This is a genomic window from Klebsiella sp. P1927 (genome assembly GCF_018204675.1).
Lineage (GTDB): Bacteria > Pseudomonadota > Gammaproteobacteria > Enterobacterales > Enterobacteriaceae > Klebsiella > Klebsiella pneumoniae.
Genome location: NZ_CP073377.1, coordinates 2,568,382 through 2,588,931 on the forward strand (window position 1 = coordinate 2,568,382; position 20,550 = coordinate 2,588,931).

Sequence of the window (20,550 nt, forward strand, 5' to 3'; positions counted from 1 at the left end):
AGAAGAAAATGACATCTACTGTAATCCATCAGGCTGTGGCAGGTTAAGGTTGTTAAGGCCTGTAGCGCGTCAGTGATAAACAAAAGCTATCACATCGTGAACGCCGTCACATTTTTTACTTATGACAGGATAAGCTATGCCGCAACTTGATGAATACCTCCGCCAACTGGCGCCCTCCATGACCCAATGGCGCCGTGATTTTCACCTGCACGCTGAATCCGGCTGGCTGGAGTTTCGCACCGCCAGTATGGTCGCGGATATTCTTGACGGGCTAGGCTATCAGCTGGCGCTAGGCCGCGACGTCATCGATGCCGACAGCCGGATGGGGCTGCCGGACGAGGAGACCCTGGCCCAGGCTTTCGAACGCGCCCGCGAACAGGGCGCGCCGGAGCGCTGGCTGCCAGCGTTTGAAGGCGGTTTCGCCGGCGTGGTGGCCACGCTCGACACCGGGCGGCCCGGACCAACCCTGGCCTTTCGCGTCGATATGGATGCCCTCGATCTCAACGAACAGCATGACGACAGCCACCGCCCCCATCGCGATCATTTCGCCTCCTGCAACGCCGGCATGATGCACGCCTGCGGCCATGACGGCCATACCGCCATCGGGCTGGGGCTGGCGCATGTGCTCAAGCAGTATGCCGCCCAGCTCAATGGCGTCATTAAACTGATTTTCCAGCCTGCTGAAGAGGGTACCCGCGGCGCCCGCGCGATGGTGGCCGCCGGCGTGGTTGATGACGTGGATTATTTCACGGCGATCCATATCGGGACCGGCGTGCCGGCAGGTACCGTGGTCTGCGGTGGAGACAACTTTATGGCCACCACCAAATTCGACGTGCAGTTCAGCGGCGTGGCCGCCCACGCCGGCGGCAAGCCCGAGGACGGGCGCAACGCGCTGCTGGCCGCCGCCCAGGCCGCCCTTGGCCTGCACGCCATCCCGCCGCACAGCGCCGGCGCCTCGCGGGTCAACGTCGGGGTGATGCAGGCCGGTACCGGGCGCAACGTGGTGCCCTCTTCCGCGCTGTTAAAAGTGGAAACCCGCGGCGAAAGCGAAGCCATTAATCAGTACGTGTTCGAGCGGGCGCAGCACGTCGTCGCCGGGGCTGCGGCGATGTACGAAGCCCGCTACGAACTGCGCATGATGGGCGCGGCGACCGCCAGCGCACCGTCGCCGGCGTGGGTGGACTATCTGCGCGAACAGGCCGCCCGGGTGCCCGGCGTGCAACAGGCGGTGGATCGCATCGCCGCCCCGGCGGGCTCGGAAGACGCCACCCTGATGATGGCCCGGGTCCAGGCGCGCGGCGGCCTCGCCTCGTACATGATTTTCGGCACTGAACTCAGCGCCGGTCACCACAACGAAAAGTTTGACTTCGACGAGAGCGTGATGGCGGTAGCGGTCGAAACCCTGGCGCGCGTCGCGCTTAACTTTCCCTGGCAGCGGGGGGTGTAATGGAAGCCATTTTTCAGTTTGTGGACGAGGTGGTTGAGGCACAACGCGACACTTACTGCGCCATCGCCGACGACATCTGGGACCACCCGGAGACCCGCTTTGAGGAGTTCTGGTCAGCCCAACGGCTGGCCGACGCCCTGGAGGCGGAAGGTTTTCAGCTCACCCGCGATGCTGGCGGGATCCCGAATGCCTTTATCGCCAGCGTCGGTGAGGGCCAACCGGTCATTGCCCTGCTCGGCGAATTTGACGCCCTGGCGGGACTCAGCCAGCAGGCCCACAGCGCGGAACCGACGCCCTTGACGCCGGGAGCCAACGGCCACGGCTGTGGGCACAATCTGCTCGGCACCGCGGCATTCGCCGCGGCGGTCGCCGCCAAAGGCTGGCTGCAGCAGCACGGCGACAGCGGCACTCTGCGCTTCTACGGTTGTCCCGGCGAGGAAGGCGGTTCGGGAAAAACCTTTATGGTGCGCGAAGGGTTGTTTGATGATGTCGATGCGGCGCTGACCTGGCATCCGGAAGCCTGGGCCGGGATGTTCAGCACCCGCACCCTCGCCAACATTCAGGCGGCATGGCGATTTACCGGCACCGCGGCCCACGCCGCTAATTCGCCGCACCTGGGCCGGAGCGCGCTGGATGCCGTCACCCTGATGACCACCGGCAGCAATTTCCTCAATGAACATATCATCGAGAAGGCGCGCGTCCATTACGCCATTACCGATACCGGCGGCGTCTCGCCCAACGTGGTGCAGGCGCAGGCGGAAGTGCTGTATTTGATCCGCGCGCCGGAGATGGCCGACGCTGAGCAAATCTTCGCCCGCATAGAGAAGATTGCCCAGGGGGCCGCGCTGATGACCGAGACCCAGGTCAGCTGCCGCTTTGAAAAAGCCTGCTCCAGCTATCTGCCCAACCGCACGCTTGAGGCGGCGATGTATCAGGCGGTCTGTCATTACGGTACCCCCGCCTGGAGCGACGAGGAACGCGCTTTTGCCGCGGCGATCCGCGCCACTCTCAGCGCCAACGATATTAACAACAGCCTGAACAATATTGCCGGCACCAGTGGCGAGGAAGGCAAAACGTTCGCTCGTCGTCACCGCGACACCTTGCTGATTGATGAGGTGGCGCCCTGGGCGGCCACGGATAACGTCCTCGCCGGATCCACCGACGTCGGCGATGTTAGCTGGAAAGCGCCGGTGGCCCAGTGCTTCAGCCCGTGCTTCGCGGTGGGTACCCCGCTGCACAGCTGGCAGCTGGTGAGCCAGGGCAGAACCTCCATTGCCCATAAAGGGATGTTGCTGGCGGGGAAAGTCCTCGCGGCGACCGCCATCCATTTATTCAGCGACAGCGCCCTGCTGGAGGCCAGCCAGCAAGAGCTCAGGCAGGTACTGGCCGAACGCCCCTATCGTTGCCCGATCCCGGCGGAGGTGAGTCCGTCCGTTTTACGATAACCACTTAGAGGCTACTCCTGGCCAACGCTGACCGGATCGCGGCACGCACCGCCCATAATAACCGCCGGCAGTACGGGAGCAGGCCTGCCCAACACAACAACGACAACAGAGGAATGCCCATGAGTATGTCATCCATACCGTCATCTTCCCCCGGCGGAAAGCGCTATGGCTGGGTAGAGAAGATCGGTAACAAGGTCCCGCACCCGTTTTTGCTGTTTATCTATCTCATCGCCGTGCTGATCGCTGCCACGGCAATCCTCTCCGCCCTCAACGTTGGGGTACAAAACCCAACTGACGGTTCGCGGGTGGTGGTCAAAAACCTGCTCAGCGTGGAAGGATTGCACTGGTTTTTGCCGAACGTGATTAAAAACTTCAGCGGTTTCGCGCCGCTGGGGGCGATCCTCGCCCTGGTTCTGGGCGCCGGCTTTGCCGAGCGGGTGGGCCTGTTACCGGCGTTGATGGTCAAGATGGCCTCGCACGTCAGCGCCCGCTATGCCAGCTATATGGTGCTGTTTATCGCCTTTTTCAGCCATATCTCTTCCGATGCGGCGCTGGTGATTATGCCGCCGCTGGGAGCGCTGATGTTTCTTGCCGTCGGTCGGCATCCTGTCGCTGGTCTGCTGGCGGCGATAGCCGGCGTGGGCTGCGGCTTTACCGCCAATCTACTGATTGTCACCACCGACGTGCTGCTCTCCGGGATCAGCACCGAGGCGGCAAAGTCCATCGATGCCTCTTTGCACGTCAGCGTGATCGACAACTGGTACTTTATGGCGACTTCAGTGATCGTTCTGACGCTCGTCGGCGGACTGATCACCGATAAGCTGGTCGAGCCGCGGCTGGGCCAGTGGCAAGGCAGTCGTGATGAAAAGCTGCAGACGCTGACGCCCGGGGAGCGGTTCGGCCTGCGCATCGCCGGCGTGGCGACGCTGGTATTCGTGGCGGTCATCGCCCTGATGGTGGTCCCCGAAAACGGTATTCTTCGCGATCCGGTTCAGCATACGGTCATGCCCTCGCCGTTTATCAAAGGCATCGTGCCGCTAATTATCTTTTTCTTCTTTGTCGTGTCGCTGGCATACGGCATCGCCACCGGCAAAATTCGCCGCCAGGCCGACCTGCCGCAGTTGATGATTGAGCCGATGAAAGAGATGGCCGGGTTTATCGTGATGGTCTTCCCGCTGGCGCAGTTCGTGGCGATGTTCAACTGGAGCAACATGGGCAAGTTTATGGCCGTCGGTCTGACGGACCTGCTGGAGAGTTCAGGCATGAACGGTGTTCCGGCGTTTGTCGGCCTTGCGCTGCTGTCGGCTTTTCTGTGTATGTTTATCGCCAGCGGCTCGGCCATCTGGTCGATTCTGGCGCCGATCTTCGTGCCAATGTTTATGCTGTTGGGCTTTCACCCGGCGTTTGCGCAGATCCTGTTTCGTATCGCTGATTCATCGGTGCTGCCGCTGGCGCCGGTGTCACCGTTTGTGCCGTTGTTTCTCGGCTTTCTACAGCGCTACCGGCCGGATGCCCGCCTCGGCACCTACTACTCGCTGGTGCTCCCTTACCCGCTGATTTTTCTCGCCGTCTGGCTGCTGTTGCTGGTGGGCTGGTATCTGGTGGGACTGCCGATCGGCCCTGGCATCTATCCGCGGCTGTCTTAACCCACCGATGCGCCAGGGACGGCCACCTTAGCTTAACGCGATATCTTCACTTTGAACTTACGGGTCGCTTCCCCGGCTCCGGCGAATATGCCGAAAAGCGCGCGATACCCTCGCTCAAGCAACAGCGACATACCATGAATAACCAGACCGCTGAAGATCAGTACGATTACGCCAGTCAGTATATATTGCATAGCTCCACCTCTGAGTTATTAACCGCGCCGCGCCGACGCGGTAGCACTTTCCCGAGCGCGCACAGCGGCGCGGAGGACCGACGTCGTCAGCTTAAAAGTAGCAAAAACCCTGTCCGGTAACCCGCCAGGATCGATCCAAAAATAAATCATCGTGGCGATCGCAGAATACCTCCACGGCGGATAGCCCGCCGTGCTATCTGGCGATGCGGTTTTACCTTTTGGGAGTATAGTTGACTGCCGTCAGCGCGTGGTATCGTGTGCCTCTCATGTACGATGGTGGATGACAGAAACGATGTTGACCTTGCTGCAGGATAAAATGGATACCCCGCTGGGGCCGTTGTGGGTGCTTTGCGACGAACAGTTTAATTTGCGCGCCGTCGAGTGGGACGAGCACCGCGATCGGATGGAAACGCTGCTCGAGGTACACTATCGCCGGGAAGGCTATCAGCGCGTCGACTGCCGCAATCCCGGCGGTCTCAGCAGTAAGCTGAGCGACTATTTTGCCGGCGATTTAGCCATTATCGAGACTCTGCCTACCGCCACCGCCGGCACCCCTTTTCAGCGCCAGGTCTGGCAGGCGTTACGCGAAATCCCCTGTGGCCAGGTGATGCACTACGGCCAACTGGCCGAGGCGCTCGGTCGTCCCGGCGCCGCGCGCGCGGTGGGCGCCGCCAATGGCGCCAATCCGGTGAGTATCGTGGTGCCCTGCCATCGGGTCATCGGGCGCAACGGCACCATGACCGGCTATGCCGGCGGCGTACAGCGTAAAGAGTGGCTTTTGCGTCACGAGGGCTATCTGTTGCTTTGACTGAAAATGCCTTTTCTGGAATTTTCAGGTAATTTTACAATCAAAAGTGGCGTAATAATCTGTTTTTAATCAAATAGATACACAAGCAATTTGATTTACCCTGCTGATATTACGTGTTTCCGGGCCTGAAGACTTACCTGCTGATCAAAAAGATGTTAAAATTGACCAATATCAATTAAGGCCTGAGCAGACATATGATCCCTGAGAAGCGAATTATTCGACGCATTCAGTCTGGCGGTTGTGCAATCCATTGTCAGGATTGCAGCATTAGCCAGCTCTGCATCCCCTTTACTCTGAACGAGCATGAGCTTGATCAGCTGGATAATATTATCGAGCGGAAAAAGCCTATCCAGAAAGGTCAAACCTTGTTCAAAGCCGGTGATGAGCTGAAGTCGTTGTACGCTATTCGCTCCGGGACCATCAAAAGCTATACCATCACCGAGCAAGGTGATGAGCAGATTACTGGCTTCCATCTGGCGGGCGACCTGGTGGGCTTTGACGCCATCGGCACCGGTCTGCACCCGAGCTTTGCGCAGGCGCTGGAAACCTCAATGGTCTGCGAGATCCCCTTCGAAACCCTTGACGATCTTTCCGGAAAAATGCCCAATCTGCGTCAGCAGATGATGCGCCTGATGAGCGGTGAGATTAAAGGCGACCAGGATATGATCCTGTTGCTTTCCAAAAAGAATGCCGAAGAGCGCCTGGCCGCGTTTATCTATAACCTTTCTCGTCGTTTCGCCCAGCGCGGCTTCTCACCACGTGAGTTCCGGCTGACCATGACCCGCGGCGATATTGGCAACTATCTCGGCCTCACCGTCGAAACCATCAGCCGTCTGCTGGGCCGTTTTCAGAAAAGCGGCATGCTGGCGGTGAAAGGCAAATATATCACTATTGAAAACAGCGATCTGCTGGCCCAGCTGGCCGGACAGGCGCGCAACGTCGCTTAATCTCTGCGCAATACCTGGTCACGATCGGCAATTTTTTCAGATTTGTTGATCTGACCAGGCTCCTCCCCTGTTTCAATTCATCCATATAGGTTATCTTTTTAATAACTGACGGTAGCTGCAGTTGTAAGGAGACCCTGTATGGCGAAGTATCAGAGCATGCTGGTAGTAATCGATCCTAACCAGGACGACCAGCCGGCGCTAAGGCGAGCGGTGTACCTGCACCAACGGATTGGTGGACGCATCAAAGCCTTTTTGCCGATCTATGATTTTTCCTATGAAATGACCACCCTGCTGTCGCCGGACGAGAGGACGGCAATGCGCCAGGGCGTCATTGCCCAACGAACGGCCTGGATCCGCGAGCAGGCGAAATTCTACCTGGAATCGGGCGTGCCGATTGACGTGAAAGTGGTGTGGCACAACCGCCCCTTCGAAGCGATTATTCAGGAGGTGGTCAGTGAGAAACACGATCTGCTGCTGAAGATGGCCCACCAGCACGACAAACTGGAGGCGGTGATCTTTACCCCGACGGACTGGCATCTGCTGCGTAAATGCCCTTGCCCGGTGTGGATGGTCAAAGACCAGCCGTGGCCGGAAGGCGGCAAAGCGCTGGTCGCCGTCAATCTCGCCAGCGAAGAGAATTATCACAACACCCTTAACGAGAAGCTGGTTCGCGAGACGCTGTCGCTGGCGGAAGAAGTCAACCACACTGAAGTGCACCTGATCGGTGCCTACCCGGTGACGCCGATCAATATCGCGATAGAACTGCCGGATTTTGATCCCAGCGTCTACAACGACGCGATCCGCGGCCAGCATCTGCTGGCGATGAAAGCGCTGCGGCAGAAGTTTGGCATCGATGAAAAATTCACCCACGTCGAAAAAGGACTGCCTGAAGAGGTGATCCCGGACCTCGCCGAGCATCTGCAGGCGGGGATCGTGGTGCTGGGAACGGTCGGACGTACCGGCCTGTCGGCGGCGTTCCTCGGCAATACCGCGGAACAGGTCGTCGATCATCTGCGCTGTGACCTGTTGGTGCTGAAACCGGAGGCCTACCAGACGCCGGTGGAACTGGACGACGACGACGACGATTAACCGCTACCACTCATCTTCCCCCGCCTCGCGGGGGATTTTTTTGCTTGCTGCCAGCCAGGCACAAAAAAAGGGCCGTTGGCGGCCCCTGTCACTGTCCAGCGAGAATGGCTTAGTGGATACCCAGACGCCAGGCCAGATCGATCTCTTCTTTCAGCTCCAGCGAGGAGAGCGCCATCAGGTCAGCAAACTCCAGCTCCAGCAGTTTAAGTTTTTTCAGATACTGCGCTGGGGTCATGACGGTGGGGTCGCGGCGTAAGAATTCGATGGCCATCTGCGTTGGGGTTAACTCGGTATCCATAATATCCTCTGTCTGATGTAAGAACCGGAACATTATATCACCTCTTGCCGCTTATTTTATGAACAATTCCAGGCATCTCCCTGCATATAAAAAAGCCGTCTCACAGGAGACGGCTTATAAACAAACGTTGTAAAACAATTATGTTACATTACAGCGCTTTCAGGATCGCATCGACGCTGGCTTTAGCATCGCCAAACAGCATATGAGTGTTCTCTTTAAAGAACAGCGGGTTCTGTACGCCGGCGTAACCGGTGTTCATTGAACGCTTAAAGACCACCACATTCTGCGCTTTCCACACCTCGAGCACCGGCATGCCGGCGATCGGGCTCTTCGGATCGTCCTGCGCCGCCGGGTTGACGGTATCGTTGGCGCCGATCACCAGCACGGTGTCGGTGTCGCTGAAATCGTCGTTGATCTCATCCATCTCCAGCACGATGTCGTAAGGCACTTTGGCTTCCGCCAGCAGGACGTTCATATGCCCCGGGAGGCGCCCGGCCACCGGATGAATACCAAAGCGTACTTTGATACCCCGCGCCCGCAGCTTCTCGGTAATTTCTGCTACCGGATACTGCGCCTGAGCCACCGCCATACCGTAGCCCGGGGTGATGATCACCGAGTGCGAGTTTTTCAGCATCTCCGCCGTCTCTTCGGCGCTAATCTCGCGATGCTCGCCCACTTCTTCATCGCCGCCGCTTGAGGAACCATCGGTGCCGAAGCCCCCGGCGATCACGCTGATAAAGGAGCGGTTCATCGCCTTACACATAATGTAAGAGAGGATGGCGCCGGAAGAGCCCACCAGCGCGCCGGTGACGATCAGCAGGTCATTACTCAGCATAAAGCCCGCCGCCGCCGCCGCCCAGCCCGAGTAGGAGTTGAGCATCGAGACCACCACCGGCATGTCCGCACCGCCGATAGAGGCCACCAGGTGCCAGCCAAAGGCCAGCGCGATCGCGGTCATCACCAGCAGGCACAGGACCTGGGTGCCGGTGCTGTCAGAGCGAACAAAAATCACCATCAGGATGAAGGAAACCACCAGCGCCGCCAGGTTCAGCTTATGGCGATTGGGCAGCATCAGCGGCCTGGAGGAAATTTTGCCGCGCAGTTTACCAAACGCCACCACCGAACCGGTGAAGGTCACCGCGCCGATGAAGATCCCGAGGAACACTTCGGTCAAATGAATATTGACCAGAATTTGCTCCATACCGGTTTCATGCTGCAGGTAGCTGTTGAAACCCACCAGCACCGCTGCCAGACCCACGAAGCTGTGCAGGATAGCCACCAGCTCCGGCATTTCGGTCATCTCGACCTTCTTCGCCAGACGAATACCGATCGCCCCGCCGATCACCATCGCAAGAATAATCCAGCCGACGTTGCCGGCGTCCGGCCCCAGGATGGTAGCGATCAGGGCAATGGCCATCCCGGCGATGCCGAAATAGTTGCCCTGCTGCGACGTTTCGTGTTTCGACAGGCCCGCCAGGCTGAAAATAAACAGGATTGCAGCAACAATGTATGCAGCCGTTACTAATCCACCAGACATGTGCTACCCCTTATCCTTTGCGAAACATTTTCAGCATGCGCTGAGTCACGGTAAAACCACCGAAAATATTAATGCTGGCGATCAGCACCGCGATAAAGCTCAGGAAGCTGACCCAGCCGCCGTGGCCTATCTGCAACAACGCGCCAACCACGATAATGCCCGAAATGGCATTGGTCACCGACATCAGCGGCGTATGCAGCGCATGGGAGACGTTCCACACCACGTAGTAACCCACCACGCAGGCCAGCGCGAAGACGGTGAAATGGCCGAGGAACTCTTTTGGCGCCACGTTGGCCAGCCAGCCGAAGAGAATAATCGCCAGCGCCATCAGCGCATATTTGCGCCACGGCGACGCCGGTTTCACCGCTTCTTTCGGCGCTTCCACTTTTTTCGCCGCGGCCTGCGGCTGAGCGGAGACCTGAATCGGCGGCGCCGGCCAGGTGATTTCACCTTCGCGAACAACGGTCACGCCGCGCACTACCACGTCATCGAAATCGATAACGATATTGCCGTCTTTCTCTTTGCACAGCAGCTTCAGCAGGTTCACCAGGTTGGTGCCGTAGAGCTGGGAGGACTGGGTCGGCAGACGGCCAGGAAGATCGGTGTAACCGATGATTTTCACGCCGTTGGCGGTGGTCACCACTTCGCCCGGTACGGTGTACTCACAGTTGCCGCCGTTTTGCGAGGCCAGATCGACCACCACGCTGCCCGATTTCATGGAGTCGACCATTTCGCGGGTGATCAGCTTCGGCGCCGGTTTGCCCGGGATTAACGCCGTGGTGACAATGATATCGACCTCTTTCGCCTGCGCGGCGAACAGCGCCATTTCAGCCTTAATAAAGGCCTCAGACATCACCTTGGCGTAGCCATCGCCGCTGCCCGCTTCCTCTTTAAAATCCAGCTCGAGGAACTCGGCGCCCATACTCTGCACCTGCTCCTTCACTTCCGGACGGGTATCGAAGGCGCGAACAATAGCGCCCAGGCTGTTGGCGGCGCCAATCGCCGCCAGACCGGCTACCCCGGCGCCAATGACCATCACCTTGGCGGGCGGAACCTTGCCTGCCGCCGTAATCTGCCCGGTAAAGAATCGACCAAATTCATGCGCCGCTTCAACGATAGCGCGGTACCCGGCGATGTTGGCCATTGAGCTGAGCGCATCCAGCGACTGGGCGCGGGAAATACGCGGCACGGAATCCATCGCCATTACGTTGATATTACGGGCCGCCAGTTTTTCCATCAGCTGCGGGTTTTGCGCCGGCCAGATAAAACTAATCAGCGTGGTCCCCGGATTCAGCAGGGCAATTTCATCGTCATTCGGAGCATTGACCTTAAGGATGACATCAGACTGCCATACCTCGTCGCCGGTCACGATTTCAGCTCCTGCCTCGGCAAAGGCCTCATCGTCAAAGCTGGCCAGCTTCCCGGCGCCGCTTTCTACCGCGACGCTAAAGCCGAGTTTGAGCAATTGCTCAACGGTCTTCGGCGTGGCGGCGGCCCGGGTCTCCTGGGCTAGCCTTTCTTGTGGTACACCAATACGCATAGTTTTCCCTTCCATCGGTTTTTGATGATGGTTTACTTTTCTGCCCAACAACGCCAGGACGGCAAAATCTTCCTCGCCATCTTTCGCTGTCTACAAAATGAAACAGTAACAAACTTTTTATAACCTACTGAAAATACCGATTGTGATCTACTGCGATAAAACACAAATTTTGATTTTATTGCTTATTGTCAGCTCAGATGGGTCCGGGCAGCAATATTTACCTGAATTTGCCGCCCAGGCCTGATAATCCGCTTATCCTGCGGTATAAAACGCCATTTATCGCCATTGAGATCATTGTGTTAACATTACATTAACTAATAAAAGTGGTATTGATTATCGTTTTTGCTGGTCAAGCGCCTGTTTTTTCAACATATCGAAAAATGTTATCTTTCCGTAGTATACGATTCGGGCGGCAAGCAAAAATTGACGCAGACAGTCACGGCGATTAAATGCAATAATCAAACGTTTTCAGTCAACAACAACACCAGTATATGGTTTGCGCAAGGCAAAGGATTATTTTTATGAAGCTTAAAAACACCCTCCTGGCGTCTGCTCTCCTGACAACCGCCACGTTGTCTGCCCATGCAGCGACCGAGTTGACCCCGGAGCAGGCGGCTGCGCTGAAGCCCTACGATCGCGTTGTCGTCACCGGCCGGTTTAATGCCATTGGCGATGCGGTACAGGCAGTATCGCGCAAAGCCGACAAAGACGGCGCGGCCTCATTCTATGTTGTCGACACGTCGGACTACGGCAATGGCGGCAACTGGCGCGTCACGGCTGACCTTTATAAAGAAGACGCGCCGAAAGCGGATGCGCCGAAGAATCGCATTATCAACGGCGTGATGGAGTTGCCGAAAGATCAGGCCGTTGAGCTGATGCCTTACGACACCGTCACCGTTCAGGGCTTCTATCGCAGCCAGCCGGAAGTCAACGACGCCATCACCAAAGCGGCGAAAGCAAAAGGCGCCTATGCGTTCTTTATCGTCCGCCAGGTTGACGCCAACCAGGGCGGCAACCAGCGCATTACCGCTTATATCTACAAAAAAGATGCTGAAAAACGCGTGCTGCAGAGCCCGGACGCTATCCCGGCTGACTCTGAAGCTGGCCGCGCAGCGCTGGCCAAAGGCGGCGAAGCGGCGAAGAACGTTGAAATTCCGGGCGTTGCCACCACCGCCGCGGTGGGTTCGGGTACCGGCGTTGGGCGTTTCTTTGAGACTCAGTCTTCGAAAGGTGGACGTTACACTGTCACTCTGCCGAACGGCACTAAGGTCGAAGAAGTGAACAAAGTGACTGCGGCGCAAATGGTGCCGTTCGATAACATCCAGTTCACCGGCAACTACGGCAACATGACCGAAATCTCCTATCAGACGGCGAAACGCGCGGCGAAGAAAGGGGCGAAGTACTACCACATCACCCGCCAGTGGCAGGAACGCGGCGGCAACATCACCATCAGCGCCGATTTGTACAAATAATCGCTGCTGGCTGGCTAAAAAGGCGGCGCATTGCCGCCTTTTCATTTTTTTTCATCCCCCGCCATTGCATGGCCCCCGGACACTCCGTAAAATCCCGCGCCTTAGCGCAATCCTCCATTTTTATGCGATTTCGCAAAATAAATATTCTGGAACAGCCATTTTCACCTCGGGAATGCAATGGAAAAGAAACTGGGCCTGAGCGCCCTGACCGCCCTGGTCCTTAGCTCAATGCTCGGCGCTGGCGTATTCAGTTTGCCGCAAAATATGGCTGCCGTGGCCAGCCCCTCCGCTCTGCTCATTGGCTGGGCCATCACCGGCGTCGGGATCCTGTTTCTCGCTTTCGCCATGCTGCTGTTGACCCGTATTCGTCCCGACCTCGACGGCGGGATCTTCACCTACGCTCGCGAAGGATTCGGCGAACTGATCGGCTTCTGCTCCGCCTGGGGATACTGGCTGTGCGCGGTGATCGCCAACGTCTCCTATCTGGTTATCGTCTTTTCGGCGCTCAGTTTTTTCACCGATACCCCTGAGCTGCGCCTGTTTGGCGATGGTAATACCTGGCAGTCTATCGTTGGCGCGTCGGTTCTGCTGTGGGTCGTCCACTTTCTGGTCCTGCGCGGTGTCCAGACGGCAGCGGGGATTAACCTGGTGGCCACCCTCGCCAAGCTTCTGCCGCTGGGCGCCTTTGTCGCGCTCGCCGCCCTGGCCTTTCAGCTGGATACGTTCCGCCTCGATTTTAGCGGCCTGGCGCTGGGCGTGCCGGTATGGGAGCAGGTCAAAAACACCATGCTGATCACCCTGTGGGTGTTTATCGGCGTGGAGGGGGCGGTAGTCGTGTCCGCGCGGGCGCGACACAAGCGCGACGTTGGCCGCGCGACGCTGCTGGCGGTGCTGTCGGCCCTCGCGGTGTATCTGCTGGTCACCCTGCTGTCGCTGGGCGTTGTGCCGCGCAGCGAACTGGCCGAAATGCGCAACCCGTCGATGGCGGGACTGATGGTCAGGCTGATGGGGTCATGGGGGGAGATCGTCATTGCCGCCGGGCTGATCGTGTCGGTGTGCGGCGCTTATCTCAGCTGGACCATCATGGCCGCGGAGGTGCCTTTCCTCGCCGCCACTCATAAAGCCTTCCTGCGCCTGTTTGCCCGTCAGAATAGCAACAACGCCCCCTCCGCCTCATTGTGGTTGACCAATATCAGCGTTCAGGTATCGCTGGTGCTGATCTGGCTGACCGGATCGGACTACGGCACGCTGCTGACCATTGCCTCTGAGATGATTCTCGTGCCCTATCTGCTGGTCGGCGCCTTTCTGCTGAAAATCGCCACTCGCCCGCTGCATAAAGCGGTGGCTATCGGCGCCTGTATTTATGGCATATGGTTATTATACGCGTCGGGGCCTGTGCATTTGCTGTTGTCGGTGGTACTTTACGCTCCGGGTCTTCTGGTCTTTTTGTACGCCCGACGTACGCACCAGCACGATCGTTCGCTCAAACGCCGCGAAGTGGCGCTAATTGGTTTATTGCTGGTTGCCGCTGTGCCGGCAACGTGGATGCTGGTGGGGTAAGCGGTCGCCCTGCCGCAGAACGCATAGGAGATACCCATGGCTGAACAACAGCCCCGCCCGATTCTGATCACAGGAGCAGGCCGCCGCATCGGCCTCGCTCTGGCACACCATTTTCTGCAGCAGCGCCAGCCGGTCATCGTCAGCTATCGTACGCCCTATCCGGCGATTGACGGCCTGCGCGAAGCGGGCGCGCTCTGCCTGCAGGCCGATTTTAGCAGCGATGACGGCATTCTGACCTTCGCTGAAGCGGTCAAATCACACACCAACGGTCTGCGCGCCATCATCCATAACGCCAGCGACTGGATGGCGGAAAAGCCGGGCGTCCCGCTGAGCGCCGTCATCAACCGCATGATGCAGATCCACGTCCACGCCCCCTATCTGCTCAACCATGCGCTGGAGGCGTTGCTGCGCGGCCACGGCCATGCCGCCAGCGACATTATCCATATCACCGATTACGTGGTGGAGCGCGGGAGCGACAAACATATCGCCTATGCCGCCAGCAAAGCCGCCCTGGATAACATGACCCGCTCCTTCGCTCGCAAGCTGGCGCCAGAGGTTAAGGTCAACGCCATCGCGCCGTCGCTAATCATGTTTAATGAGGGTGACGACGAGGCCTATCGTCAGCAGGCGCTGGATAAATCGCTGATGAAAATCGCCCCTGGCGAAAAAGAGATTAGCGATCTCATCGATTACCTGTTTACCAGCCGCTACGTTACCGGCCGCTCATTCGCTGTCGACGGCGGCCGCCCGCTGCGCTAGTGGAAACGGCTCCAGCCGAGGATTAACAGCCAGGCGCACAGCCCCCAGCATCCCACTGCGCCTGCCAGCGCCAACGGCAGGCGCATAATCCCGGTGAAATACCACAGTGACAGCAGATAGATAAAATAGGGAAGAATCGACCACATGCCGAATACGATGGTCGCGCGCAGGGCTTCGATCCCCCGCTCGCTGGCGACAATATAATGGGCGATGAGCGCAAAGGTGGGAAACAGCGGGACCAGGCCAGCGATAGCGTAGTTTTTGGTTTTCGCCAGCACGCCAATCAGCACCACCACCAGCGCTCCCAGCAGCCCTTTGATTAACAGCCCCATGCCCGTATGCCTTAACAGTGAATCAATAAGTTAGGGCAGCATAGCGGATTTAACGCTGTTTATAAAAGAGTAATGGCGGGTAAAATAAGTGCGGTGTATGTTACTTCTTTTACTGATGTGCAATAGACATGAATAAAATCGTTTTTGTTGAGGATGACCCTGAGGTAGGCACGCTGATCGCCGCCTATCTCGGCAAGCATGATATGGATGTGGTGGTCGAGCCTCGCGGCGACCGCGCTGAGGAGGTGATCGCGCGGGAGAAACCGGATCTGGTGCTGCTGGACATTATGCTGCCCGGCAAGGACGGAATGACGCTCTGTCGCGATCTGCGCGGGCAATGGCAAGGGCCGATTGTCCTGCTGACTTCGCTCGACAGCGATATGAACCATATCCTCTCCCTGGAGATGGGCGCCAGCGATTATATTCTGAAAACCACCCCGCCAGCGGTCCTGCTGGCGCGACTGCGTCTGCATTTGCGCCAGCATATTGCTCCGGCAGGCGCCGGATCCGCCTCCTCAACGCTCACGCCACATAAAACCATCTCCTTCGGCTCGCTGACCATTGACCCGGTCAACCGCCAGGTGCTGCTTGGCGGAGAAAACGTCGCCCTGTCGACCGCCGATTTCGATCTGCTGTGGGAGTTGGCCACCCACGCCGGGCAGATTATGGACCGCGACGCACTGCTGAAAAATTTACGCGGCGTTACCTATGACGGGATGGATCGCAGCGTCGACGTGGCTATCTCCCGCCTGCGCAAAAAACTGCTCGACAACGCCACGGAGCCCTATCGTATTAAGACCGTTCGCAACAAAGGCTACCTGTTCGCCCCTCACGCCTGGGATAACTAAGCAGCCCTTCTGCGGCCCTGCGAGGGGCCCGCTCATCGCGCGCTCGCCGGCGGCAAAGTTATCACGTTTGCTGCCTGCTGCGTTCGTCCCTGGCGCGCACATTCATCACCGGAACTTGTCATATTGATTAAATCAATAGAATTAGCCGTACAGAACCCCATCACATAACTCCTCAATATGATTGTGCTCAAGGACTTACCGCTGTCAGAGTGGCATAAAGCCTGAAAACACAGGACTTTTGCATGATGAAATACGTTGTACTTTTGGCACTCTCACTGTTCACTTCTCTCTCTGGCTGGGCTTTTTCCCTCGACAACGCCGATATTCGACTCCTCTGTCCGCAGCGCGGGCAAATCGAGGTGATCCTTCATCGCTATGAACATACCCAGCAATCCTGGGGGCAGCATCACTTTGAAACCGGCGGCGGCCACGTTCGCCAGGGGCCGCTGCTGGTGATCCCGTTTGCCAACCTCGATCAGATGATTTACCACCAGACCACCGGCGAGTTTGCTTACTGGTATGCCGAAACGGAAAAACTGGTGCGCTGTCGGCTGCTGAGTCTGACGACCACCTATCCGGTAGACATTCCTTATTATCGTGAGTAGCGTATCCATCGACGCACAAAATACGATTGCCCTGCTCCCACCGAGGGTGAAGAAATCACCGCATCGAGTGACACTGTCACCTTTTCACCGTTCTGTCTCCAGGCTGGCTATTGTCAGGGGGCATAAACCCTGCTTTGATAGCGTATCGATGATTTCCCCGCGCCTCGCCCGGGGATATCGATAACATTGACTCCCCGACGCGCAGAAGATGCCCCTGGGGCGCCAGACAGGTTTCTCTTGAATACGCGGTAATGTAATGAAAAAGCTGTTCGTGCAGTTCTATCTTCTGCTCTTCGTCTGCTTTCTGGTGATGACCATGCTGGTCGGTCTGGTCTATAAATTTACCGCGGAGCGCGCCGGACGGCAGTCGCTTGACGATTTGATGAAAAGCTCGCTGTATCTGATGCGCAGCGAGCTGCGGGAGATACCGCCGCGCGACTGGAGCAAGACCCTTAAAGAGCTGGACCTGAATTTATCGTTTGATCTGCACATCGAGCCGATCAGCAAATTTAAGCTGTCGGAAAGCTCGATGCAGCACCTGCGCGCCGGCGATATCGTCGCCCTCGACGATCAGTACACCTTTATTCAGCGCATTCCCCGCAGCCACTATGTGCTGTCGGTGGGCCCGGTGCCCTATCTCTATTTTCTGCATGAGATGCGCCTGCTGGACGTGGCGCTAATGGCGTTTATTGCTATCTCTCTGGCCTTTCCGGTGTTTATCTGGATGCGCCCGCACTGGCAGGACATGCTGCGCATTGAGACGGCCGCCCAGCGCTTTGGCGAAGGTCACCTCAGCGAGCGCATTCACTTCGACAGTATGTCCAGCTTCGAGCGGCTCGGGGTGGCCTTTAACCAAATGGCCGATAACATTAATGCGCTTATTGCCAGCAAAAAGCAGCTGATTGACGGCATCGCCCATGAACTCAGGACACCGCTGGTACGCCTGCGCTACCGTCTGGAGATGAGCGAGAATCTCACCGAGGCGGAATCGCAGGCGCTGAACCGCGATATCGGTCAGCTGGAGGCGCTGATTGAAGAGCTCCTGACCTACGCCCGCCTCGACCGCCCGCAGACGGAGCTCAGCCTGACGACTCCCGATTTTCCCGCCTGGATCAGCGATCACGTCGAGGATATCCAGATGGTTAACCCACAGCGCGAGGTCGCCCTGGCGACGCTGACCCACGGTAACTACGGCGCGCTGGATATGCGACTGATGGAGCGGGTGCTGGATAATTTGGTCAATAACGCCCTGCGCTACAGCAGCCAGCGGGTGGCGGTCAGCCTGACGCTGCAGGGTTCGCGCGCTTCGTTGCTGGTTGAGGATGACGGCCCGGGAATCGCCCCCGAGGAGCGCGAGCGGGTGTTTGAGCCTTTTGTCCGCCTTGACCCCAGCCGGGACCGGGCGACAGGAGGCTGCGGCCTCGGCCTGGCGATTGTCCACAGTATCGCCCAGGCGATGGGCGGCGAGGTGCGCTGCGAGGCCAGCCCTCTCGGCGGCGCCCGCTTCTGCTTTAGCTGGCCGGTCTATCATCAGCTGCCTGATTTCACCTCTGCCTGAATAAAACTTGCGCAGAAGCCGCGGGCTGGGTATGCTGCAAAAATCTAATAGTATGTTGTAACTAAGGTGGTAATAATGGCCAGCTACGACCTCGTTGAACGTCTGAATAATACCTTTCGCCAGATCGAGCTGGAGCTGCAGGCGCTCCAGCAGGCGTTAAGTGACTGCCGTCTGCTGGCGGGCCGGGTATTTGAACTGCCGGCGATCGGTAAGGATGCCGAGCACGATCCGATGGCCACTATTCCGGTGGTGCAGCACATCGGCAAGACGGCCCTGGCGCGCGCCCTGCGCCACTACAGCCATCTGTTTATCCAGCAGCAATCGGAAAACCGCAGCAGCAAGGCCGCCGTACGCCTGCCGGGGGCTATCTGCCTGCAGGTTACCGCCGCGGAGCAGCAGGATCTGCTGGCGCGTATTCAGCATATCAATGCCCTGAAGGCCACCTTCGAGAAGATCGTCACCGTCGACTCCGGCCTGCCCCCCACCGCCCGTTTTGAGTGGGTACACCGTCATTTGCCGGGGTTGATCACCCTAAGCGCCTACCGCACGCTGACGCCCCTCGTCGACCCGAGCACCATCCGCTTCGGCTGGGCCAATAAGCACGTCATCAAGAATCTGACCCGCGACCAGGTGTTGATGATGCTGGAGAAAAGCCTGCAAGCGCCGCGGGCGGTGCCGCCGTGGACCCGGGAGCAGTGGCAGAGCAAACTGGAAAGGGAGTATCAGGATATCGCCGCCCTGCCGCAGCGGGCGCGGCTGAAAATAAAACGACCGGTGAAAGTCCAGCCGATCGCCCGCGTCTGGTACGCCGGCGAGCAGAAACAGGTACAGTACGCCTGCCCCAGCCCGCTGATCGCCCTGATGTCCGGCAGCCGGGGGGTCAGCGTACCGGATATTGGCGAGCTGCTGAACTATGATGCCGACAATGTGCAGTATCGCTACAAACCGGAGGCGCAGTCGCTGAGATTGCTTATCCCGCGCCTGCACCTCTGGCTGGCTAGCGAATAGCCAGGCTGCCGACCATCTCTTCCGGGCGCACCCAGCTGTCGAATTCGGCTTCCGTCAGGTAGCCCAGCGCCAGCGCCGAGGCTTTGAGAGTCAGCCCCTCATGGTGCGCTTTTTTAGCGATTTCCGCCGCCTTGTCGTAGCCGATATGGGTATTCAGCGCAGTAACCAGCATTAGCGACTCATTGAGCAACTGACTGATCCGCTCGCGATTCGGTTCAATACCCACCGCACAGTGCTCGTTAAAGCTCGCCATACCGTCCGCCAGCAGACGCACCGACTGCAGGAAGTTGTGGATGACCATCGGGCGATAGACGTTAAGCTCAAAGTTGCCGGAAGCACCGCCGATATTCACCGCCACGTCGTTGCCCATCACCTGGCAGCAGACCATGGTCAGAGCTTCGCACTGGGTTGGGTTAACCTTGCCCGGCATAATCGATGACCCTGGCTCGTTTTCCGGGATGGCGATTTCACCAATGCCGCAGCGGGGGCCGGAGGCCAGCCAGCGGACATCGTTAGCGATTTTCATCAGCGAGGCCGCCAGGCCTTTCAGCGCGCCGTGGGCATGGACCAGGGCATCCACAGTGGCCAGCGCTTCGAATTTGTTCGGCGCGGTGACAAATGGCTGTCCGCTGAGCGACGCCAGCTCGGCCGCCACCCGTACGGCATATTCCGGATGGGTATTCAGCCCGGTTCCTACCGCCGTCCCGCCCAGCGCCAGCTCGGCAAGATGCGGCTGACTGGCTTCAATGTGCTTCAGGCTATGGTCCAGCATCGCCACCCAGCCGGAGATCTCCTGGCCTAAGGTGAGCGGCGTGGCGTCCTGCAGATGGGTGCGGCCGATCTTGACGATATCCCTGAAGGCCACCGCTTTTTCATTGAGCGTCGCCCGCAGCGCCTGCAGCGACGGGATCACTTTTTCCCGCAGGGCAATCAGCGCCGCGACGTGCATGGCGGTGGGGAATACATCATTTGAGCTCTGGCTCTTATTCACATCGTCATTGGGATGAATTTTTCGCGCCATCCCCCGTTCTCCGCCGAGCAGTTCACTGGCGCGGTTGGCCAGCACCTCGTTCATATTCATATTGCTTTGGGTGCCGGAGCCGGTCTGCCAGATAGCCAGGGGGAACTCCTGCGCGTGCTTTCCGGCCAGCACTTCGTCAGCGGCGGCGACGATCGCCCCGGCTTTCTCCGCCGTCAACAGTCCGAGATCCTGGTTAACCTTCGCCGCCGCCCGCTTGGTCAGCGCCAGGGCGTATATCAGCTCCCCGGGCATTTTTTCGGTCGAGATGCGGAAATGCTCCAGCGAGCGCTGGGTCTGGGCGCCCCAGAGTTTATCGGCCGGGACCTCGATGGCGCCCATCGAGTCTTTTTCACTGCGATGCGTTGTCATTACTTTCTCCTTGGATGAAAAGTGCGTCATAGCGACAAAGCTCACCTGCTTAAAAGACTAAGTATTGGCC

At 58.4% G+C, this 20,550-nt stretch carries 19 protein-coding genes; 13 read left to right on the forward strand and 6 right to left on the reverse strand.

Translation table 11 applies throughout. From position 1 onward, the window contains the following. The first annotated feature begins 136 nt into the window (after positions 1-136). The 3 genes from KB892_RS13015 to abgT all read left to right on the forward strand — a co-directional run bounded on the left by KB892_RS13015 (position 137) and on the right by abgT (position 4,538). On the forward strand, positions 137-1,447 hold the full coding sequence (locus KB892_RS13015; protein WP_004151561.1) for a M20 family metallo-hydrolase: 1,311 nt from the start codon (positions 137-139) through the stop codon (positions 1,445-1,447). Then, positions 1,447-2,892, forward strand: a complete 1,446-nt coding sequence (locus KB892_RS13020) for a M20 family metallopeptidase (RefSeq protein ID WP_004199589.1) — start codon at positions 1,447-1,449, stop codon at positions 2,890-2,892. Before KB892_RS13015 ends, KB892_RS13020 begins: the two co-directional genes overlap by 1 nt. 119 nt (positions 2,893-3,011) lie before the next feature. Beyond that, entirely contained in the window at positions 3,012-4,538 is a 1,527-nt protein-coding gene (gene abgT / locus KB892_RS13025; protein ID WP_002903400.1) for a p-aminobenzoyl-glutamate transporter, read from the forward strand. Between the two features lie 32 nt (positions 4,539-4,570). On the opposite strand, the gene KB892_RS13030 is transcribed toward abgT, so the two are convergent. Then, complete coding sequence (locus KB892_RS13030; protein WP_002903398.1) at positions 4,571-4,729, reverse strand: hypothetical protein; 159 nt, start codon at positions 4,727-4,729, stop codon at positions 4,571-4,573. A 292-nt stretch (positions 4,730-5,021) separates the two neighbouring features. On the opposite strand from KB892_RS13030, the gene ogt reads away from it, so the two are divergent. From ogt to uspE, 3 genes are all read left to right on the forward strand, one after another. After that, complete coding sequence (gene ogt, locus KB892_RS13035; protein ID WP_002903396.1) at positions 5,022-5,537, forward strand: methylated-DNA--[protein]-cysteine S-methyltransferase; 516 nt, start codon at positions 5,022-5,024, stop codon at positions 5,535-5,537. 194 nt (positions 5,538-5,731) lie between these two features. Further along, a complete protein-coding gene (fnr, locus tag KB892_RS13040; protein WP_002903394.1) occupies positions 5,732-6,484 on the forward strand; it encodes a fumarate/nitrate reduction transcriptional regulator Fnr in 753 nt (250 codons plus the stop codon). Positions 6,485-6,622: 138 nt separating this feature from the next. Further along, positions 6,623-7,573, forward strand: a complete 951-nt coding sequence (uspE, locus tag KB892_RS13045; protein ID WP_002903391.1) for a universal stress protein UspE — start codon at positions 6,623-6,625, stop codon at positions 7,571-7,573. A 109-nt stretch (positions 7,574-7,682) separates the two neighbouring features. Here the strand turns inward: uspE and KB892_RS13050 are convergent, their stop codons facing one another. The 3 genes from KB892_RS13050 to pntA all read right to left on the reverse strand — a co-directional run bounded on the left by KB892_RS13050 (position 7,683) and on the right by pntA (position 10,948). Beyond that, complete coding sequence (locus KB892_RS13050) at positions 7,683-7,871, reverse strand: YdiH family protein (RefSeq protein ID WP_002903388.1); 189 nt, start codon at positions 7,869-7,871, stop codon at positions 7,683-7,685. A gap of 148 nt (positions 7,872-8,019) precedes the next feature. Next, positions 8,020-9,408 (reverse strand): Re/Si-specific NAD(P)(+) transhydrogenase subunit beta, encoded by a 1,389-nt coding sequence (pntB, locus tag KB892_RS13055; protein WP_002903386.1) that lies wholly within the window; start codon positions 9,406-9,408, stop codon positions 8,020-8,022. A gap of 10 nt (positions 9,409-9,418) precedes the next feature. Continuing rightward, positions 9,419-10,948 (reverse strand): Re/Si-specific NAD(P)(+) transhydrogenase subunit alpha, encoded by a 1,530-nt coding sequence (gene pntA, locus KB892_RS13060; protein WP_004148265.1) that lies wholly within the window; start codon positions 10,946-10,948, stop codon positions 9,419-9,421. A 521-nt stretch (positions 10,949-11,469) separates the two neighbouring features. Between pntA and ydgH the strand changes: the two genes are divergently transcribed. The 3 genes from ydgH (at position 11,470) to folM (ending at position 14,739) form a co-directional block, all read left to right on the forward strand. Further along, entirely contained in the window at positions 11,470-12,420 is a 951-nt protein-coding gene (ydgH, locus tag KB892_RS13070) for a DUF1471 family protein YdgH (protein WP_002903384.1), read from the forward strand. A gap of 177 nt (positions 12,421-12,597) precedes the next feature. Beyond that, positions 12,598-13,980, forward strand: coding sequence for an amino acid permease (locus KB892_RS13075; RefSeq protein WP_004151563.1), 1,383 nt, complete (start codon positions 12,598-12,600; stop codon positions 13,978-13,980). 36 nt (positions 13,981-14,016) lie between these two features. Continuing rightward, positions 14,017-14,739, forward strand: coding sequence for a dihydromonapterin reductase (gene folM / locus KB892_RS13080; RefSeq protein WP_002903381.1), 723 nt, complete (start codon positions 14,017-14,019; stop codon positions 14,737-14,739). On the opposite strand, the gene KB892_RS13085 is transcribed toward folM, so the two are convergent. Beyond that, the gene (locus KB892_RS13085) at positions 14,736-15,071 is read right to left on the reverse strand and encodes a GlpM family protein (protein WP_002903379.1); all 336 of its coding nucleotides are present in this window, start codon (positions 15,069-15,071) and stop codon (positions 14,736-14,738) included. The genes folM and KB892_RS13085 overlap by 4 nt on opposite strands. Positions 15,072-15,199: 128 nt before the next feature. On the opposite strand from KB892_RS13085, the gene rstA reads away from it, so the two are divergent. The 4 genes from rstA (at position 15,200) to tus (ending at position 19,090) form a co-directional block, all read left to right on the forward strand. Next, positions 15,200-15,919, forward strand: a complete 720-nt coding sequence (rstA, locus tag KB892_RS13090) for a two-component system response regulator RstA (RefSeq protein ID WP_002903377.1) — start codon at positions 15,200-15,202, stop codon at positions 15,917-15,919. A 242-nt stretch (positions 15,920-16,161) separates the two neighbouring features. After that, positions 16,162-16,524 carry a hypothetical protein gene (locus tag KB892_RS13095; protein ID WP_002903374.1) on the forward strand — a complete coding sequence of 121 codons (363 nt, stop codon included), beginning with the start codon at positions 16,162-16,164 and terminating at the stop codon, positions 16,522-16,524. A gap of 256 nt (positions 16,525-16,780) precedes the next feature. After that, complete coding sequence (gene rstB, locus KB892_RS13100; RefSeq protein WP_004151564.1) at positions 16,781-18,082, forward strand: two-component system sensor histidine kinase RstB; 1,302 nt, start codon at positions 16,781-16,783, stop codon at positions 18,080-18,082. Between the two features lie 75 nt (positions 18,083-18,157). Continuing rightward, on the forward strand, positions 18,158-19,090 hold the full coding sequence (tus, locus tag KB892_RS13105; protein WP_002903316.1) for a DNA replication terminus site-binding protein: 933 nt from the start codon (positions 18,158-18,160) through the stop codon (positions 19,088-19,090). On the opposite strand, the gene fumC is transcribed toward tus, so the two are convergent. Then, positions 19,080-20,480 (reverse strand): class II fumarate hydratase, encoded by a 1,401-nt coding sequence (fumC, locus tag KB892_RS13110; RefSeq protein ID WP_002903315.1) that lies wholly within the window; start codon positions 20,478-20,480, stop codon positions 19,080-19,082. The genes tus and fumC overlap by 11 nt on opposite strands. Positions 20,481-20,550 lie beyond the last annotated feature (70 nt).

Coding starts and splice junctions, on each gene's coding strand:
- folM (WP_002903381.1), top strand. CDS start 14,017: ATGGCTGAACAACAGCCCCGCCCGATTCTGATCACAGGAGCAGGCCGC.
- rstB (WP_004151564.1), top strand. CDS start 16,781: ATGAAAAAGCTGTTCGTGCAGTTCTATCTTCTGCTCTTCGTCTGCTTT.
- abgT (WP_002903400.1), top strand. CDS start 3,012: ATGAGTATGTCATCCATACCGTCATCTTCCCCCGGCGGAAAGCGCTAT.
- rstA (WP_002903377.1), top strand. CDS start 15,200: ATGAATAAAATCGTTTTTGTTGAGGATGACCCTGAGGTAGGCACGCTG.
- ogt (WP_002903396.1), top strand. CDS start 5,022: ATGTTGACCTTGCTGCAGGATAAAATGGATACCCCGCTGGGGCCGTTG.
- pntA (WP_004148265.1), bottom strand. CDS start 10,948: ATGCGTATTGGTGTACCACAAGAAAGGCTAGCCCAGGAGACCCGGGCC.
- fumC (WP_002903315.1), bottom strand. CDS start 20,480: ATGACAACGCATCGCAGTGAAAAAGACTCGATGGGCGCCATCGAGGTC.
- KB892_RS13030 (WP_002903398.1), bottom strand. CDS start 4,729: ATGCAATATATACTGACTGGCGTAATCGTACTGATCTTCAGCGGTCTG.
- KB892_RS13020 (WP_004199589.1), top strand. CDS start 1,447: ATGGAAGCCATTTTTCAGTTTGTGGACGAGGTGGTTGAGGCACAACGC.
- pntB (WP_002903386.1), bottom strand. CDS start 9,408: ATGTCTGGTGGATTAGTAACGGCTGCATACATTGTTGCTGCAATCCTG.
- fnr (WP_002903394.1), top strand. CDS start 5,732: ATGATCCCTGAGAAGCGAATTATTCGACGCATTCAGTCTGGCGGTTGT.
- KB892_RS13075 (WP_004151563.1), top strand. CDS start 12,598: ATGGAAAAGAAACTGGGCCTGAGCGCCCTGACCGCCCTGGTCCTTAGC.
- KB892_RS13015 (WP_004151561.1), top strand. CDS start 137: ATGCCGCAACTTGATGAATACCTCCGCCAACTGGCGCCCTCCATGACC.
- uspE (WP_002903391.1), top strand. CDS start 6,623: ATGGCGAAGTATCAGAGCATGCTGGTAGTAATCGATCCTAACCAGGAC.
- tus (WP_002903316.1), top strand. CDS start 18,158: ATGGCCAGCTACGACCTCGTTGAACGTCTGAATAATACCTTTCGCCAG.
- KB892_RS13095 (WP_002903374.1), top strand. CDS start 16,162: ATGATGAAATACGTTGTACTTTTGGCACTCTCACTGTTCACTTCTCTC.
- KB892_RS13050 (WP_002903388.1), bottom strand. CDS start 7,871: ATGGATACCGAGTTAACCCCAACGCAGATGGCCATCGAATTCTTACGC.
- ydgH (WP_002903384.1), top strand. CDS start 11,470: ATGAAGCTTAAAAACACCCTCCTGGCGTCTGCTCTCCTGACAACCGCC.
- KB892_RS13085 (WP_002903379.1), bottom strand. CDS start 15,071: ATGGGGCTGTTAATCAAAGGGCTGCTGGGAGCGCTGGTGGTGGTGCTG.